Genomic DNA, 15,521 nt, shown 5'->3' with positions numbered 1-15,521 from the left:
GCCGAATCAGCGCTCGACCGGAAGACCGGCTGATTGCCAAGCTCCGAACCCGCCCGCGAGGTGCGTGTCCACAGCAGCCTGCGCGGTGCTGCACTTGTCGAGCGCCATCGCCGAACGCTTGCCGCCAAGGCAGTTCAGGATCAGCTTGCGCCCCTTGGGATCGGGCAGCTTGGACGCCTGAAAAGTGGAAAGCGGCATGTTGATCGCGCCGGGAATGTGCCCGTCGGCAAATTCGTTCGATTCGCGCACGTCCACGACCAGCGCTTCACCGGCCTGAATCATGGCGTGAAGCTCCTGCGCGGTGACTTCCTTGTGAGCAGGTCCGCTCTTGCCGAAACCGAAAACCATCAGCCTGTCCCTTCTTCTTCCAGCCCCGCCGCCGGTGCGGCCATTGCTGATTGATCCATATTACCCCTTGCTCATATCGTAATCATCTTATATAAGTCAAGTCCGATGCTGGTCAGGGGCCGACGCAGGTTGGATGTGCTGACCCGGTGAATCGATGCGATTGCCGCCCGCAAATGCACCGGATTTTGGTTCGGTGCGCGCTCGCGGCAGAATCGGGAGAAGGTGAAATGTCGTTGCCGCAGATTATCGTCCTCGGAGCCGGCCTTGGCGGAACCATCGCTGCTTATGAAATCCGCGATGCGGTAAAGGGCAAGGCCGAGGTCATGGTCGTGAACGATCAGGAGGACTACTGGTTCGTTCCGTCCAATCCGTGGGTTGCCGTGCGCTGGCGCGAGCCTGATGCCATCAAGGTGCATCTGCCGCCGATCATGAAGAAGAAGGGCATCGGCTTCACCGCAGTTGGCGCAAAGCGGGTGCATCCGGCGGAAAACCGGGTCGAGCTGAATGACGGCACGTCGCTCCATTACGATTATCTGGTCATTGCCACCGGCCCGGAACTGGCCTTCGACGAGGTTGAGGGGCTGGGGCCTGAAGGGCATACCGTGAGTGTTTGCCGCACCGACCATGCCGCACATGCCGCCGATGCCTTCGACCGCTTTTGCGAAGATCCCAAGCCCATCATCATCGGCGCGGCGCAGGGTGCCTCGTGCTATGGCCCGGCCTATGAGTTCGCGCTCATCCTCGACACCGAACTGCGTCGCCGCAAGATCCGCGACCGCGTGCCGATGACCTATGTCAGCCCTGAACCCTATGTCGGCCACCTTGGCCTTGACGGGGTGGGCGACACCAAGAGCCTGCTCGAAAGCGAACTGCGCGATCGCCACATCAAGTGGATCACCAACGCGCGCATCACCAAGGTCGAGGAAGGCACGATGCACGTGGAGGAAGTGGCCGACGACGGTTCGGTCAAGGCCTCCCACACGCTGCCGTTCGGCTACTCGATGATCCTGCCTGCCTTCCGCGGTGTCGATGCCGTGGCGGGGATCGAAGGGCTGACCAATCCGCGCGGTTTCATCCTGGCCGACAAGCACCAGCGCAACCCCACGTTCAAGAACGTCTATTCGCTGGGCGTTTGCGTGGCCATCCCGCCGATCGGCCCCACGCCGGTGCCGGTTGGCGTGCCCAAGACCGGATTCATGATCGAATCGATGGTTACGGCCATCGCCCACAACCTTGCGCTTGAGCTTGCCGGCAAGGAGCCGGTCGAGGAAGCCACCTGGAATGCCGTCTGCCTTGCCGACTTCGGCGACGGCGGCGTGGCCTTCGTGGCCCAGCCGCAGATCCCGCCGCGCAACCTCAACTGGTCATCCAGCGGCAAGTGGGTCCATCTCGCCAAGATCGGGTTCGAGAAATACTTCCTCCACAAGGTGCGGCGCGGCACGAGCGAGCCGTTCTACGAAAAGCTCGCCATGCACGCACTTGGCATCCGCAAGCTGCGGTTCAAATAAGGAGATCCGTGCCATGACGCTCGATTCCGCTGTTTTCCGATTTGCCGGGCTGGTGGTTCTGGCCAGCCTTGCATTGGCGCACTGGGTCCATCCCGGCTTTCTCTGGCTTACGGCCTTTGCCGGGCTGAACATGTTCCAGGCCAGCTTCACCGGGTTCTGCCCGGCAGCGGCGATCTTCAAGAAGCTTGGCATCCGTCCGGGCAACGCCTTCAAGTAAGCGGTGCTGCCAAAGACGGCCCCGCCTGAAAGCGATGCCTGCAACTGACGTCGGCCAGTTGGATCTGCCAGTGAAACGAGCCTGAAATGCGCCCTCTGACACCTCTTGCCCTGCTGCTTTCCTGCGTTGCGGTCTCTCCCATGGCCGCCGCACAGGACCTCGCCGCCGCGATCACCGCTGCCTTGGCGAACGCCCCCTCGATTGCCGAGGCAGAGGCCGGTGAAGCGGCGGCGAGTGCCCGGCTTGACCGGGCAAAGTCGGAAGGCAATCCGCTTTTAAGGGTCGAAGGCTCCTATGGCGCCGGGCGTATCGACAATGGCGGCTACTTCGGTCTTACCGCAGACAATGTCCGACCGACGGCGGTGCAAGCCACGGCCGAATTGCCGCTCTATGCAGGGGGGCGGGTGGCTTCTGCGATCCGTCAGGCGCAAGGCGGTGCGGAAGTGGCACGCCTTGGCGCAGAACAGGCGCGGTTGCAAACCGTGGTCAATGCCGTTGCCACGTATGCCGAGGTCTTGACTGCGCGCAAGCTTGAGGCACGTTACGGCAAGCTGGTCGAGGCGCTTTCCGAAACCGAACGCCAGGCGGGCCTGCGCTTCAAGGTTGGCGAGATTGCCAGCAGCGATCTGGCGCAAACCCGCGCCCGCAAGGCCGAAGCCCTCGCCGGACTGGCACAGGCCGAAGGTCGGCGTATCGCGGCAGAGGCCGCCTATGAGCGACTGACCGGACAGGTTCCCGGTGCCTTGGCGCCGCTTCCTGCGCTTCCGCCCACTCCGCCCACGCTGGATGAGGCTACCGACCTTGCCCGGCAGGCCAATCCGGCACTGCGTCAGGCGAAGGCCGGTGTCGATGTTGCCCGCGCCGGAGTGAGTGCGGCCAAGGCCGAAGGAATGCCCACGGTGGGCGCCTTTGCCGAGGCAGCCCACGTGCGCGACCAGTTCTTTCCCGGTTATCGCGCGGATTCGGTGGCAGTTGGCGTGCGCGGGCGCTGGACGCTGTTTGCAGGCGGCCGGGTTGCCTCGCAGATCCGTGCGGCCGATGCCGATCTCGATGCCAGCGAGGCGCGCCTGAGGCAGGCCACGCTCGCGCTCGACGGCATGGTGATAGAGGCATGGCAGGGGCTGGTCACGGCGCGCCGTATGGTCGAAGCCTCGCGGCTCCAGACCGAGGCAGCAGAAGAAGCGCTGCGCGGCACGCGGCTGGAGGCTCAGGTTGGCGCACGTCCCACGCTTGCCGTGCTGGACGCCGAACGCGAGGCCATTGCCGCACAGGCGGCGCTCCTTGATGCCGAAGCGATGCAGACGGTTGCCGCCTGGCGGCTCAATGCGCTCACTGGCAACCTGCCTTCCTGACACGGCGACCCGCCTCACTCCGCAGGATTGACCGCACGATAATGCGCCGTTCCCCCACATTTGTGGGTGCGCGTTCATCGCAGCGCAAACGTATTTCCAGCACTTGTGGGCATGTTCGCGCCTCTTGTGCGGAGGGGAGCAAGGCTGTCATGCTCCTGTCGGGCGTTGCCGGTTGTTGCGCGCCAGTTGTGTTTCCAGAAGTCTGACGATTGGTTTTCTTGCGCCTTCCGGGGCGTGGGTTGCGGCGATCTCGGCCGGCATCCCCGCGTGGCAGCGCATTTGGCAAAAGCGCCTCGAACAAGAAGGCCGCGCGCGATCCATCCGGCTGGCACCGGCGAAATGGCGCGATACGGGGAGGTTCGCACATGACCATGCATACCGTGATTGAATCCGCGATCAATGCACCGCCTGCGGTTCCCGCAGCGCTCACGCCAACCGGCACGCTGAGCGTGGAGCAGGTATGTTCCGTGCGGCACTGGAACGGACACCTGTTCAGCTTCACGATTACGCGACCGGCCTCGTTCCGCTTCCGATCGGGCGAGTTTGTCATGCTCGGGCTGTCGGTGGAAGGGCGGCCGTTGCTGCGCGCCTATTCCATCGCCAGCCCGGCCTGGGCGGAGGAACTGGAGTTCCTTTCGATCAAGGTGCCCGATGGTCCGCTCACCTCGCGCCTGCAACACATCCGGCCGGGCGACGAGATCTATCTTGGCCGCAAGCCCACGGGCACACTGGTCACCGATGCACTTCTGCCGGGAAAGCGCCTGTTCCTTCTTTCGACCGGCACAGGGCTGGCCCCGTTCCTGTCGCTCATCCGCGATCCTGACATCTACGAACGCTTCGGCCAGATCATCCTTGTCCACTGCGTGCGTCAGGTCAGCGATCTGGCTTTCCGTGAAGAGCTTGAAAGCCAGCTTGCCGGCGATCCTCTGGTTCAGGATCAGGCCCTGCTCCAGTTGGTCTATGTTCCAACCGTGACGCGCGAGCCGTTTCACACGACCGGGCGCATCGGGGATCTGATCGCAACGGGGCGCCTGTTCGAAGGACTGCACGGCCCCGCCGCGCTCGATCCGGCAACCGATCGGCTGATGCTGTGCGGCAGCATGGCCATGATCCGCGACTTTGCCGAGATGCTTGAGGTAAGGGGCTTTGCCGAAGGCGCCAACGCCAAACCGGGTGATTTCGTGATCGAGCGGGCGTTTGTGGGATAACCGGACACCCGCAGCACAGGTCTTGCAAGATGCTGAACAACCGGTTCAAAGCCGATTCGCAAATCATTGAAAAGTGGTAGCGGAGGAGGGACTCGAACCCCCGACACGCGGATTATGATTCCGCTGCTCTAACCTGCTGAGCTACTCCGCCCCGTCAATCGGCCCGTCAGGTTGCAGACGTGCTGTGTCTGCCGGGCAGGGCGCGCTCCTAACCGCAGGGGCGGGCGGGGTCAACTGGTTTGAGGCGATTTTTTCCCGATGAAGCGGCCATGGCCCCGGTTGCGCAGGTGCGATGACAATCCGGCCCCGAGGTGGCATAGGCATTGCCATGCGCACGACCTTCCACGATGCCAGTGTCCGGCTCTATCACCTGTCCGACGGGCCTGAGGGCGGGGCGGCCGATACGCTGTTCTACGGTCCCTTGCAGCGCGCGCTGGAACTGGCGGCCGCGCAGCCCGAAGCCGTGCAGGAAGGGCTGTTCATTGCCACGGACAACGACGTGGTGGCCTATCTCGATCTTGTCGAAGGCTGATCTGGGGATCGGTCAGATGGCTTCTCCCGCAGCGCGGCCGCTGGCCCATGCCCACTGGAAATTGTAGCCGCCCAGCCAGCCCGTCACGTCCACCGCTTCACCGATGGCATGAAGGCCCGGCACCTTGCGGGCCTCCATCGTCTTTTGCGAGAGCGCGGCCGTGGAAATCCCGCCCGCCATGACTTCCGCCTTGGCATAGCCTTCCGTGCCGGTGGGGTGAAACGGCCATTGCGCCAACCGCTTCTGCACCGTGCGTAGCGCTGCGTCGCGGCAGGCTGAAAGTTCGCCTTCCAGTTCAAGCCGTTCGGCCAGCACATCAGCAAGGCGTTCGGGCAAGCGGCGGGCCAGCGCGGAGCGCAGGCCGGCCTTCGGGCGCGCGCGCTTTTCCTCGATCAGCCAGTCAGCCGCCGCATCGGGCAGGAAATCGACGCTTATCGGTGTGCGGTGCTGCCAGTAGGACGAGATCTGGAGCATGGCCGGGCCTGAAAGGCCCTTGTGCGTGAACAGCGCTGCCTCCCGGAACGCGGCCTTGCCCCAGCGCGCAACGACATTGGCCGATACCCCCGAAAGCGAGCGGAACAGCGCTTCGTCCTCGCCAAGTGTGAAGGGAACGAGGGCAGGGCGGGTCTGCACCACGGGCAGACCGAAGCGCCGCGCCACGTCCATGGCGAACCCGGTGGCACCCATCTTCGGGATGGACAGCCCGCCCGTTGCCAGCACGAGGCAAGGCGCAAGGTGTTCCTTCCCGTCGAGCGTAACGCGGTAGGAGCCATCAGCGTGATCGAGCGCCGACACCGGATGGCCGAAGGCAAAGCGCACGCCGCCAGACCGGCATTCGGCCATGAGCATCTCGACGATCTGGCGTGCGGAATGATCGCAGAACAACTGGCCCAGCGTCTTTTCATGCCATGCGATGCCGTGGCGGTTCACCATGTCGAGAAAGTCTGCGGGCGTATAGCGGGCGAGGGCCGAGCGCGCAAAATGCGGATTTTCCGAAATGTAGCGATCGGCTGCGGTGTGGATGTTGGTGAAGTTGCAGCGCCCGCCGCCCGAAATGAGGATCTTCTTGCCCGGTTCTTCGGCATGATCGACGAGGAGAACGCGCCGCCCGCGTTGCCCTGCTGTCAGCGCAGCCATCATCCCGGCGGCGCCTGCGCCAATCACGATGGCGTCGTGGTTCTCTGCAGTCACTTCAGCACGTCTGCGGCCAGCGCTTCGGCCACCTTGATCCCGTCGACAGCGGCGGACAGGATGCCGCCCGCATAGCCTGCGCCTTCTCCCGCCGGATAGAGACCGCGTGTGTTGAGGCTCTGGCAATCCTTGCCGCGCGTGATGCGCACCGGCGATGATGTGCGCGTTTCGACGCCGGTCATGACCACATCGGGGTGGTCATAGCCCGGCACCATGCGGCCGAAGGCGGGCAGTGCCTCGCGGATCGATTCGATCACGAAATCGGGCAGGCACTTCTTCAGTTCGGTGAGGTGGACGCCCGGCTTGTAGCTGGGAATGACGTTGCCGAACGCGGTCGAAGGCCGGTCTGCCAGAAAATCGCCCAGCTTCTGGCCGGGGGCCATGTAGTTTCTTCCGCCTGCCTCGAAGGCAAGGCTTTCCCAATGGCGCTGGAAGGCAATTCCCGCAAGTGGACCGCCCGGATAGTCGCGGCTGGGGTCGATATCGACGACGATGCCGGAATTGGCGTTGAACTCGGCGCGCGAATACTGGCTCATCCCGTTGGTGACAACGCGTCCTTCCTCGCTTGTGGCCGCCACCACGCGCCCGCCGGGGCACATGCAGAAGGAATAGACGGTGCGCCCGTTGCTGCACTTGTGCGAGATGGAATAGGCCGCCGGGCCAAGGATCTTGTTGCCCGCACTGGGACCATAGCGCGCGGTATCGATCCAGCTTTGCGGATGCTCGATGCGCACGCCGATGGCAAAGGGCTTGGCCTCCACGTGAACGCCCCGGTCATGCAGCACATGAAACGTGTCGCGCGCGGAATGACCCACTGCCATGATGACATGGCGCGCGGGCAGAAACGATCCGTCCGACAGGTGCAGGCCGACCAGCTGACGGGTGCCATCTGCGGCCGTTTCTATTGCGAAATCCTCTACCCGTGTCTGGAAGCGGTATTCCCCGCCAAGGCTTTCGATCGTCTCGCGGATGCTCATCACCATGGTGACAAGCCGGAAGGTGCCGATATGGGGATGGGCTTCGGTCAGGATATCGTCGGGCGCGCCGGCTTTCACGAACTCGACCAGCACCTTGCGGCCAAGATGGCGCGGATCCTTGATGCGGCTGTAGAGCTTGCCATCGGAAAACGTGCCCGCTCCGCCTTCGCCGAACTGCACGTTCGATTCCGGCTCCAGCACCGATCGGCGCCACAGGCCCCAGGTGTCCTTGGTGCGCTCGCGCACGGCTTTGCCGCGCTCGATGATGATGGGCTTCAGGCCCATCTGGGCAAGGATCAGCGCGGCCATGAGGCCGCACGGCCCGGCACCGATCACCACCGGACGCTCTCCGTCCCAGCCTTGCGGGGCCATCACGGGAAAGCGGTAGGTCGTGGCGGGCGTGGGCTTGACGTTCGGATCGTCCGCGAACCGGGCAAGCACTTGGGCCTCATCGCGGATCACGCAATCGACCACATAGGTCAGCAGGATGGCGTGCTTCTTGCGCGCATCGTTGCCGCGCCGGAAGATGTGGAAGCGTTCAAGCGCTTCCGGCGCAATGCCAAGGCGCGCGCAGATGGCCGCCGGTAGGTCTTCGGGCGTATGATCGAGGGGCAGTTTCAGTTCATTGATGCGAAGCATGGCGCCGCCCTAGCCAATTCCGGCGGGCGACGCCACTTGTGCGTTAGGCAGTAAACGGCCCGGCAAAGGCAATCGCGCCCACCGGCTTGCGGTCGCTCACCACTTCACGCTCCCGCAGCATTTCGGGCAACTGCTTCACATCGCCCTGCCTGCCGATCACGAAGGCCATTTCCACGCGGAAACCTTCGGGCAGGTTCAGCACCTGCGCGGCCTTGTCAAAGTCCACCCCGGTCATGCCGTGAGTGTGATAGCCCATGTGCTGCGCCTGCAAGGCCGCGCTGGCCCATGCCGCGCCCGCATCGAAACTGTGGCTGTGGTTCGGGTTGCTGCCCTGATCCGAACGCATGAACATGTCGGAGACGACATAGACCAGAACGCCTGCATCCTTGGCCCAGCTCTGATTGAACGGCACCAGCGCGGATAGGAACGCCTCGAAATGCGCATCGTCCCGGTGGGCATAGGCAAAGCGCCACGGCTGGTAATTGTAGGCACTGGGGGCAAGGCCGGCAGCCTCGAAGATCACGTCGAGATCCTCCTGCGGCACGGCCGAGCGATCGAATGCGCGCGGGCTCCAGCGACTGGCGATGAGCGGCAGAACCTTGGGCGAAGCATTGCGGGACATGGGATACTCCTTGATTGAACCAGTTGGATTTCAGGCTGCGTCGACAAGCACAAGTTCGGCGTCTTCCAGCGCGGTAACGACGATCTCGGTCAGGCCGGTCATGGCCACACCGTCGCGGGCATTGGCTTCAACGTCTCCGATGCGCACCTTGCCCTTCGCCGGAACCAGATAGGCGTGACGATCTTCGGTCAGGGCGTAGCGCACGGTTTCCCCGGCCTTGACCGTTGCGCCCAGAACGCGGGCATTGGCATTGATCGGCAGCACATCTGTATCGCCGGCGATACCCGATGCGAGCGGGACGAAGCGGCCCTCACGGCTGCCCTTGGGGAAAGGGCGAGCGCCCCAGCTTGGCGCGTGGCCGCGCCGGTCGGGGATGATCCAGATCTGGAAAAGGCGGGTTTCCACGTCCTCCAGATTGAACTCGGAATGGGCGATGCCGGTTCCGGCCGACATGACCTGCACATCGCCCGCTTCGGTGCGGCCCTCGTTGCCCAGACTGTCGCGGTGCGTGATCGCGCCCTGGCTGACATAGGTGATGATTTCCATGTCGTTGTGCGGGTGTGTGGGAAAGCCGCTTCTGGGGGCGATGCGGTCATCGTTCCACACCCTCAGCGCGCCCCAGTGAACGCGCGCCGGGTCATGGTATCCTGCGAAGGAAAAATGGTGGTGGGCATCAAGCCAGCCGTGATTTGCAGCACCAAGCGAAGCGAAGGGCCGCAGTTCGATATGGGCCTTGTTTGCGAGTGTGGTCATGGCGATTTCTCCGGTCTGACAGCGCAGCCGCTGCCGTGATGGAGGGGATATAGTCCTTGCTATCCATTCAGTTTATCCTGATAAAATCAATCAGGATGTTCGAATAATTAGAAAGGTTGCTGATGGACGTCGGCCAGCCCACGCTCGACCAGTTGCGCCTGTTCCTTGCCGTGGTCGATGAAGGCAGCTTCAACGCCGCTGCGCGCAGGCTGGGCCGGGCCATCTCTGCGGTCAGCTATGGCATCGTCACGCTGGAAAGCCAGCTTGGCGTCACCCTGTTCGACCGCGAAGGATCGCGAAGGCCCGTGCTGACGCCCGCAGGCAAGGCCATGCTGGCACAGGCGCGCGCTGTTGCCGATGATGTCGATGCCCTCATGGCGGGCGTGCGCAATTTCAGCCGGGGCCTTGAGGCGGAACTGGGCCTTGCCATCGACGTCATGTTTCCCACCCCGCTGCTTGCCGCCATCCTGCGTAGCTTTCAGGAGATGTTTCCTACCGTGCTGCTGCGCCTGCATGTCGAGGCGCTGGGGACCATCGCGGGCCTTGTGGTTGATGGCGATGCGCAGCTAGGCATCGGCGGTCCGGAACTTGTCGGTGTGCCCGATCTTCAGCGCGAGGCGATTGGCGAGATTGATCTGGTGCCGGTTGCCGCGCCCGATCACCCGCTGGCGCGGATGGATATGATCCCGCCCGGCGAGGCGCGCAAACACCGCCAGCTTGTGCTGACCGATCGTTCGAAACTTACCGAGGGGCGCGATTTTTCGGTCTTTTCAGACAGTACATGGCGGCTGGGCGATCTTGGCGCGCGCCATGCGCTGATGCGCGAAGGGATTGGCTGGGGCAACATGCCGCTGCATCTGGTCGCGAACGATCTCGCCTCCGGTCGTCTCAAGCGGCTGGCGATCCCTGAATGGCCGGGCATGGCCTATCGCTTTCATGCGCTGTGGCGCCGCGATTGCCCCGGCGGTCCGGCGCAGAACTGGTTGCGCGAAGCCTTCAGGCAGCGGCTGGCGACTTTTTGAGCAGGGCCGAACGCAGGCAGCGGCAAACCACCTCGTCGCGCTGGTTGATGAGTTCGTGCCGGAAGGTCACGATACCGGCATCGGGCCGCGAATTGCTGGCGCGCAGTTCCACCACTTCGCTCGTCGCGCGCATGGTGTCGCCGATGAACACGGGCGCGGGCATGACCAGCTTGTCATAGCCAAGGTTCGCCACCAGCGTGCCCAGAGTGGTGTCGCCCACCGAAAGGCCGACCATCAGCGCGAAGGTGAAGGTGCCATTGACCAGAAGCTGCCCGAATTCGCTGGCCTTTGCGGCTTCGGCATCGATGTGCAAGGGCTGCGGATTGTGCGTCATGGTGGAGAACAGCAGGTTGTCGGTTTCCGTCACCGTGCGCCGGATTTCGTGCGCGATCCTGTCGCCAACCTGCCACTGATCAAAGTAACGCCCCGCCATATTCCCGTCCTCTGCTGTTCCGTCCCATCCCGTCTCTTTCGGGCCGAGGAAAACGGTCAATTACCCGCCTTTTCGATCCTGGCCAGCAGCGCCTCGACCTGCACCTGCGTGCCGGGGGCGGCGTTGAGTTCGGCCACAAGGCCATCGAACGGCGCGACGAGGGCGTGTTCCATCTTCATCGCTTCAAGCACCATGAGCTTCTGTCCCCTGGTAACGGACTCGCCCGCTGCCACATCGACCGAAATGACCTTGCCCGGCATCGGGGCAAGGATTGCGCCATCGGATGCTGCGCCGCCCACACCGCCCACGGTGCGCGCCAGCTTCAGGATGAAGCGTTCACCCGCTTCGTCGACGGCGGTCTCATGCTCGCCGGGCCAGTAGTCCACTGCGTTTTCCGGCAGGAGATCGACGGTGAAGTGCCGGCCGAACTGGTCGGCAAGGCGCACCTCGCGCCGGGCCGGACCGTTCATCCGCAAGCCTGACTGACTGCCCCACGGGTTAACGCCGGGCGAGCCGACCAGCCGCCGTGCGGCCATGGCCAGTCCTTCCGGCGAAGGCTGCGGGCGCGCGGTCAAAGTTTCAAGATTGCGCTCGATCAGGCCGGTATCCACCACGCCTGCCTCGAACGCAGCATGGCCCAGCAGCCGCCAGAGAAAGCCGCTGTTGGTGACAAGCGGCCCGACCACGCCCTGCTCCAGCGTTTCGCGCAAGGCCGCGATGGCGGCGCATCGCGTCTCGCCGTGGACAATGACCTTGGCGATCATCGGATCGTAGAACGGGGTGATGGCTGCCCCGGCTTCCACCCCGGTGTCGATCCGCGCATGATGGTGCGGGAAGTGGAAGTCTTCGACCCGGCCGATGCTGGGCAGAAAGCCCCGGCTGGCATCCTCGGCATAGAGGCGCGCTTCCATCGCCCAGCCCTTGATGCGCAGGTCTTCCTGCCGCATGGGCAAAGGCTCGCCGCTTGCCACCCGCAGCTGCCATTCCACCAGATCGACCCCGGTGATCTCCTCGGTAACGGGGTGCTCCACCTGAAGCCGCGTGTTCATTTCCATGAACCAGATGCGGTCGGCGCGCAGCCCTTCGCTGCCATCGGCGATGAACTCGATGGTGCCTGCGCCTTCATAGTCCACGGCCCTCGCCGCGCGCACCGCTGCGGCGCACACAGCCTCGCGCGTGGCCTCGTCCATGCCGGGGGCAGGGGCTTCCTCGATCACCTTCTGGTGCCGCCGCTGGAGAGAGCAATCGCGCTCGAACAGGTGGACGACATTGCCATGCGCATCGCCGAATACCTGCACTTCGATGTGCCGGGGCGAAAGAATGTATTTCTCGATCAGCACCCTGTCATCGCCGAACGAGGATGCAGCCTCGCGGCGGCACGAGGCGAGGCTTTCGGCAAAATCGGCCGCTGCATCCACGCGGCGCATCCCCTTGCCGCCGCCGCCCGCCACGGCCTTGATGAGCACGGGATAGCCGATGGTATCGGCCTCGGCCTGCAAGCGCTCAAGGCTCTGGTCCTCGCCGAGATAGCCCGGTGTCACCGGCACGCCCGCTGCGATCATCCGCGCCTTTGCCGCATCCTTCAGGCCCATGGCGGTGATCGAATGCGGCTTCGGGCCGACCCAGACCAGCCCCGCATCGATCACCGCCTGCGCAAATGCGGCGTTCTCGGAAAGGAAGCCATAGCCGGGATGGATTGCCTCTGCCCCTGTGGCAAGCGCGGCGGCAATGATCCGCTCTCCCACCAGATAGCTCTCCCGCGCGGGCGCAGGGCCAATGTGCACGGCTTCATCGGCCGAGCGGACATGCAGCGCATGGCGGTCAGCATCGGAATAGACGGCGACCGTGCGAATGCCGAGCCGACGCGCGGTGCGGATCACGCGGCAGGCAATTTCGCCCCGATTGGCGATTAGGAGGGATCGGATCATCTTGTTCTCCCTCATCACATCCTGAACACCCCGAAGCGGGGCGCCTCGGTGATCGGTTCCTGCATGCAGACCTCCAGCGCAAGCCCCAGCACGTCGCGCGTCTGCACCGGGTCGATCACCCCATCGTCCCACAGCCTTGCCGTGGCATAATAGGGGTTGCCTTCGTCCTCGTATTTCTGGCGGATCGGGGCCTTGAAGGCTTCGGCTTCCTCCGGTGTCCACTTGTCCGCATCGCGGTGCACCGTGGCGAGCACGCTGGCGGCCTGCTCGCCCCCCATCACGCTGATGCGGGCATTGGGCCAGGTGAACAGGAAGCGCGGGCCATAGGCGCGCCCGCACATGCCATAATTGCCCGCGCCGAAGCTGCCGCCGATGAGCACGGTGATCTTGGGCACCTGCGCGGTTGCCACAGCCGTCACCAGCTTTGCGCCATGCTTGGCAATGCCTTCGGCCTCATACTTGCCGCCCACCATGAAGCCCGAAATGTTCTGGAGGAAGAGGAGCGGAATGCGGCGCTGGCAGGCCAGTTCGATGAAGTGCGCGCCCTTCTGCGCGCTTTCGGAAAAGAGCACGCCGTTGTTGGCAAGGATTGCCACCGGAAGCCCGTGGATATGGGCAAAGCCGCAAACCAGTGTGGTGCCGTAATGCGCCTTGAACGCGTGGAACTCGGACCCATCCACGATCCGCGCGATCACTTCATGCACGTCATAGGGCGCGCGCACGTCTTCGGGGATGATCGCGTAGAGATCCTCGGCGGGGTAGAGCGGCGGTCTTGCCTCTGCGCCTTGCACGGCGGGCGAGGGCAGGGCCGCGCCCAGATGCGAGACGATGTCGCGCACGATCGTCAGCGCATGTTCGTCATTGTCGGCCAGATGATCTACCACGCCGCTTTTGCGCGCGTGAAGATCGCCGCCGCCCAATGCTTCGGCGCTGATCTCCTCGCCGGTGGCCGCCTTGACCAGCGGGGGACCGGCCAGAAAGATCGTTCCCTGTTCGCGCACGATCACCGTCTCGTCCGACATCGCCGGAACATAGGCGCCGCCAGCCGTGCAACTGCCCATCACGCTGGCGATCTGGGCAATGCCCTGCGCGCTCATGTTCGCCTGATTGTAGAAGAAGCGGCCGAAGTGGTCGCGATCGGGGAAAACTTCCGCCTGATTGGGCAGGTTCGCCCCGCCGCTGTCCACCAGATAGATGCATGGCAGACGGTTTTCCGCGGCGATTTCCTGCGCGCGCAGGTGCTTCTTCACCGTCATCGGGAAATAGGTGCCGCCCTTGACCGTGGCATCATTGGCAAAGATCATGCACTGGCGGCCGGAAACCCGCCCTACGCCGGTAATGATGCCCGCGCCCGGCACTTCATCGCCATACATGCCGTTTGCGGCAAGCTGGCCGATTTCGAGAAAGGGCGATGCCGGGTCGAGCAGACGCTCGACCCGGTCGCGCGGGAGAAGTTTGCCCCTCGCGACATGGCGTTCGCGGCTGCGTGCGTCTCCGCCCAGCGCGGCCCTTGCCACGCGGGCGCGAAGCTCTTCGGCCAGCGCCCGGTTATGCGCCGCGCGCGCCTGCGCCTGTTCCGAGGACAGGTCGATACTGGAGGAGAGGACAGGGGCAGACATCACCGCGCCCCGATCAGTTCACGGCCGATCAGCATGCGGCGGATTTCATTGGTCCCCGCGCCGATATCCAGCAGCTTGGCGTCGCGCAGGTAGCGTTCCACCGGCCAGTCCTTGGTATAGCCCGCGCCGCCCAGAGCCTGCACCGCCTCGCCGGCCACGCGGAAGGCGTTCTCGCTCGCCAGAAGAATGGCCCCCGCCGCATCGAAGCGCGTGGTCTGCCCGGCATCGCACGCCTTGGCCACCGCATAGACATAGGCCCGTGCCGACTGGATCGCCACATACATGTCGGCCACTTTGGCCTGCATGAGCTGGAACGTGCCAATGGGCTGGCCAAACTGCTTGCGCTCGCGCACATAGGGGATGACGGTATCGAGGCACGCCTGCATGATCCCGATCTGCATTCCTGCCAGAACCACGCGCTCGTAATCCAGCCCGCTCATCAGCACGCCAACGCCGCCATGGAGCGGGCCCATGACGTTCTCTTCTGGAACGAAGCAGTCCTCGAACACCAGTTCCGCCGTGGGGGAACCGCGCAGGCCCATCTTGTCGATCTTCTGGCCGATGGAGAAACCCGGCATGTCCTTTTCGATCAGGAAAGCGGTAATCCCCCGGCTGCCTGCATCGGGCGAGGTCTTCGCATAGACGACCAGCGTATCGGCATAAGTGCCGTTGGTGATCCAGAACTTGGTGCCATTGAGGCGGAATCCCCCAGCCACCGGCTCTGCCCGCAGCTTCATCGAAACGACGTCCGATCCGGCTCCGGCTTCCGACATGGCGAGGCTGCCCACATGTTCGCCCGAAATCAGCTTCGGCAGATACTTCGCCTTCTGCTCGTCATTGCCCCAGCGACGGATCTGGTTGACGCACAGGTTGGAATGCGCGCCGTAGGACAGACCGACCGAGCCTGAGGCGCGGCTCACTTCCTCGACCGCGATCACATGGTCGAGATAGCCGAGGCCAAGCCCGCCCCATTCTTCCTCTACCGTGATGCCGTGCAGCCCCAGCGCGCCCATCGGCTCCCACAACTCGCGCGGAAAACGATCGTTGCGGTCGATCTCGGCGGCAAGGGGGGCGATCTGTTCATCGGCAAAGCGGCCTGCCGCCTCGCGGATCATCAGGGCGCTTTCGGTCAGGCCGAAGTCGAAATCGGGCGTGGCGCGCATCTGGGCATC

At 64.2% G+C, this 15,521-nt stretch carries 15 protein-coding genes and 1 tRNA gene; 6 read left to right on the top strand and 10 right to left on the bottom strand.

Features of this window, described 5'->3' with window-relative positions; translation table 11 throughout:
* Positions 1 to 6: 6 nt before the first annotated feature.
* A complete protein-coding gene (locus tag DKM43_RS08390) occupies positions 7 to 348 on the bottom strand; it encodes a rhodanese-like domain-containing protein (protein ID WP_109797948.1) in 342 nt (113 codons plus the stop codon).
* Positions 349 to 575: 227 nt separating this feature from the next.
* Here DKM43_RS08390 and DKM43_RS08385 point away from each other — a divergent pair, with 227 nt between their 5' ends.
* The 4 genes from DKM43_RS08385 (at position 576) to DKM43_RS08370 (ending at position 4,633) form a co-directional block, all read left to right on the top strand.
* Positions 576 to 1,856, top strand: coding sequence for an NAD(P)/FAD-dependent oxidoreductase (locus DKM43_RS08385; RefSeq protein WP_109798089.1), 1,281 nt, complete (start codon positions 576 to 578; stop codon positions 1,854 to 1,856).
* Positions 1,857 to 1,869: 13 nt separating this feature from the next.
* Positions 1,870 to 2,073, top strand: coding sequence for a YgaP family membrane protein (locus DKM43_RS08380; RefSeq protein WP_109797947.1), 204 nt, complete (start codon positions 1,870 to 1,872; stop codon positions 2,071 to 2,073).
* 140 nt (positions 2,074 to 2,213) lie between these two features.
* Entirely contained in the window at positions 2,214 to 3,425 is a 1,212-nt protein-coding gene (locus tag DKM43_RS08375; protein ID WP_236632455.1) for a TolC family protein, read from the top strand.
* A gap of 365 nt (positions 3,426 to 3,790) precedes the next feature.
* Positions 3,791 to 4,633: a ferredoxin--NADP reductase gene (locus tag DKM43_RS08370; RefSeq protein WP_236632454.1), complete on the top strand. Its 843-nt coding sequence runs from the start codon at positions 3,791 to 3,793 to the stop codon at positions 4,631 to 4,633.
* Positions 4,634 to 4,707: 74 nt separating this feature from the next.
* Here the strand turns inward: DKM43_RS08370 and DKM43_RS08365 are convergent.
* A tRNA-Met gene (locus DKM43_RS08365) sits at positions 4,708 to 4,784 on the bottom strand.
* Positions 4,785 to 4,961: 177 nt separating this feature from the next.
* Between DKM43_RS08365 and DKM43_RS08360 the strand changes: the two genes are divergently transcribed.
* Entirely contained in the window at positions 4,962 to 5,165 is a 204-nt protein-coding gene (locus tag DKM43_RS08360; RefSeq protein ID WP_109797945.1) for a hypothetical protein, read from the top strand.
* Positions 5,166 to 5,177: 12 nt separating this feature from the next.
* On the opposite strand, the gene DKM43_RS08355 is transcribed toward DKM43_RS08360, so the two are convergent.
* From DKM43_RS08355 to DKM43_RS08340, 4 genes are read right to left on the bottom strand one after another with little or no spacing between them, the layout of a single operon-like run.
* Positions 5,178 to 6,356, bottom strand: coding sequence for a BaiN/RdsA family NAD(P)/FAD-dependent oxidoreductase (locus DKM43_RS08355; protein ID WP_109797944.1), 1,179 nt, complete (start codon positions 6,354 to 6,356; stop codon positions 5,178 to 5,180).
* The gene (locus tag DKM43_RS08350) at positions 6,353 to 7,972 is read right to left on the bottom strand and encodes an NAD(P)/FAD-dependent oxidoreductase (RefSeq protein WP_109797943.1); all 1,620 of its coding nucleotides are present in this window, start codon (positions 7,970 to 7,972) and stop codon (positions 6,353 to 6,355) included. Before DKM43_RS08350 ends, DKM43_RS08355 begins: the two co-directional genes overlap by 4 nt.
* A gap of 43 nt (positions 7,973 to 8,015) precedes the next feature.
* A complete protein-coding gene (locus DKM43_RS08345; RefSeq protein ID WP_109797942.1) occupies positions 8,016 to 8,594 on the bottom strand; it encodes a nitroreductase family protein in 579 nt (192 codons plus the stop codon).
* A gap of 30 nt (positions 8,595 to 8,624) precedes the next feature.
* Positions 8,625 to 9,347 (bottom strand): pirin family protein, encoded by a 723-nt coding sequence (locus DKM43_RS08340; protein WP_109797941.1) that lies wholly within the window; start codon positions 9,345 to 9,347, stop codon positions 8,625 to 8,627.
* A 122-nt stretch (positions 9,348 to 9,469) separates the two neighbouring features.
* Here DKM43_RS08340 and DKM43_RS08335 point away from each other — a divergent pair, with 122 nt between their 5' ends.
* On the top strand, positions 9,470 to 10,369 hold the full coding sequence (locus DKM43_RS08335) for a LysR family transcriptional regulator (RefSeq protein WP_109797940.1): 900 nt from the start codon (positions 9,470 to 9,472) through the stop codon (positions 10,367 to 10,369).
* Here DKM43_RS08335 and DKM43_RS08330 read toward each other — a convergent pair.
* The 4 genes from DKM43_RS08330 to DKM43_RS08315 are packed head-to-tail and all read right to left on the bottom strand — an operon-like array spanning position 10,344 to position 15,512.
* Complete coding sequence (locus DKM43_RS08330) at positions 10,344 to 10,802, bottom strand: MaoC family dehydratase (protein ID WP_109797939.1); 459 nt, start codon at positions 10,800 to 10,802, stop codon at positions 10,344 to 10,346. The genes DKM43_RS08335 and DKM43_RS08330 overlap by 26 nt on opposite strands.
* 56 nt (positions 10,803 to 10,858) lie before the next feature.
* A complete protein-coding gene (locus DKM43_RS08325) occupies positions 10,859 to 12,730 on the bottom strand; it encodes an acetyl/propionyl/methylcrotonyl-CoA carboxylase subunit alpha (protein WP_109798087.1) in 1,872 nt (623 codons plus the stop codon).
* A gap of 14 nt (positions 12,731 to 12,744) precedes the next feature.
* Positions 12,745 to 14,349, bottom strand: a complete 1,605-nt coding sequence (locus DKM43_RS08320) for a carboxyl transferase domain-containing protein (protein ID WP_109797938.1) — start codon at positions 14,347 to 14,349, stop codon at positions 12,745 to 12,747.
* The gene (locus DKM43_RS08315; RefSeq protein ID WP_109797937.1) at positions 14,349 to 15,512 is read right to left on the bottom strand and encodes an isovaleryl-CoA dehydrogenase; all 1,164 of its coding nucleotides are present in this window, start codon (positions 15,510 to 15,512) and stop codon (positions 14,349 to 14,351) included. Before DKM43_RS08315 ends, DKM43_RS08320 begins: the two co-directional genes overlap by 1 nt.
* Positions 15,513 to 15,521: the final 9 nt, after the last annotated feature.

The organism is Novosphingobium meiothermophilum, assembly GCF_003171715.1.
Classification (GTDB): Bacteria; Pseudomonadota; Alphaproteobacteria; order Sphingomonadales; family Sphingomonadaceae; genus Novosphingobium; species Novosphingobium meiothermophilum.
The sequence above is the reverse complement of the archived record's forward strand: the minus strand, read 5'-3'. Positions and strand labels throughout refer to the sequence as shown.

What these genes read in the sequence shown, in the direction of transcription:
- DKM43_RS08350 (WP_109797943.1), bottom strand. Translation starts at nt 7,972, where the DNA reads ATGCTTCGCATCAATGAACTGAAACTGCCCCTCGATCATACGCCCGAA.
- DKM43_RS08320 (WP_109797938.1), bottom strand. Translation starts at nt 14,349, where the DNA reads ATGTCTGCCCCTGTCCTCTCCTCCAGTATCGACCTGTCCTCGGAACAG.
- DKM43_RS08375 (WP_236632455.1), top strand. Translation starts at nt 2,214, where the DNA reads ATGGCCGCCGCACAGGACCTCGCCGCCGCGATCACCGCTGCCTTGGCG.
- DKM43_RS08345 (WP_109797942.1), bottom strand. Translation starts at nt 8,594, where the DNA reads ATGTCCCGCAATGCTTCGCCCAAGGTTCTGCCGCTCATCGCCAGTCGC.
- DKM43_RS08380 (WP_109797947.1), top strand. Translation starts at nt 1,870, where the DNA reads ATGACGCTCGATTCCGCTGTTTTCCGATTTGCCGGGCTGGTGGTTCTG.
- DKM43_RS08335 (WP_109797940.1), top strand. Translation starts at nt 9,470, where the DNA reads ATGGACGTCGGCCAGCCCACGCTCGACCAGTTGCGCCTGTTCCTTGCC.
- DKM43_RS08330 (WP_109797939.1), bottom strand. Translation starts at nt 10,802, where the DNA reads ATGGCGGGGCGTTACTTTGATCAGTGGCAGGTTGGCGACAGGATCGCG.
- DKM43_RS08370 (WP_236632454.1), top strand. Translation starts at nt 3,791, where the DNA reads ATGACCATGCATACCGTGATTGAATCCGCGATCAATGCACCGCCTGCG.
- DKM43_RS08390 (WP_109797948.1), bottom strand. Translation starts at nt 348, where the DNA reads ATGGTTTTCGGTTTCGGCAAGAGCGGACCTGCTCACAAGGAAGTCACC.
- DKM43_RS08340 (WP_109797941.1), bottom strand. Translation starts at nt 9,347, where the DNA reads ATGACCACACTCGCAAACAAGGCCCATATCGAACTGCGGCCCTTCGCT.
- DKM43_RS08325 (WP_109798087.1), bottom strand. Translation starts at nt 12,730, where the DNA reads ATGATCCGATCCCTCCTAATCGCCAATCGGGGCGAAATTGCCTGCCGC.
- DKM43_RS08360 (WP_109797945.1), top strand. Translation starts at nt 4,962, where the DNA reads ATGCGCACGACCTTCCACGATGCCAGTGTCCGGCTCTATCACCTGTCC.
- DKM43_RS08315 (WP_109797937.1), bottom strand. Translation starts at nt 15,512, where the DNA reads ATGCGCGCCACGCCCGATTTCGACTTCGGCCTGACCGAAAGCGCCCTG.
- DKM43_RS08385 (WP_109798089.1), top strand. Translation starts at nt 576, where the DNA reads ATGTCGTTGCCGCAGATTATCGTCCTCGGAGCCGGCCTTGGCGGAACC.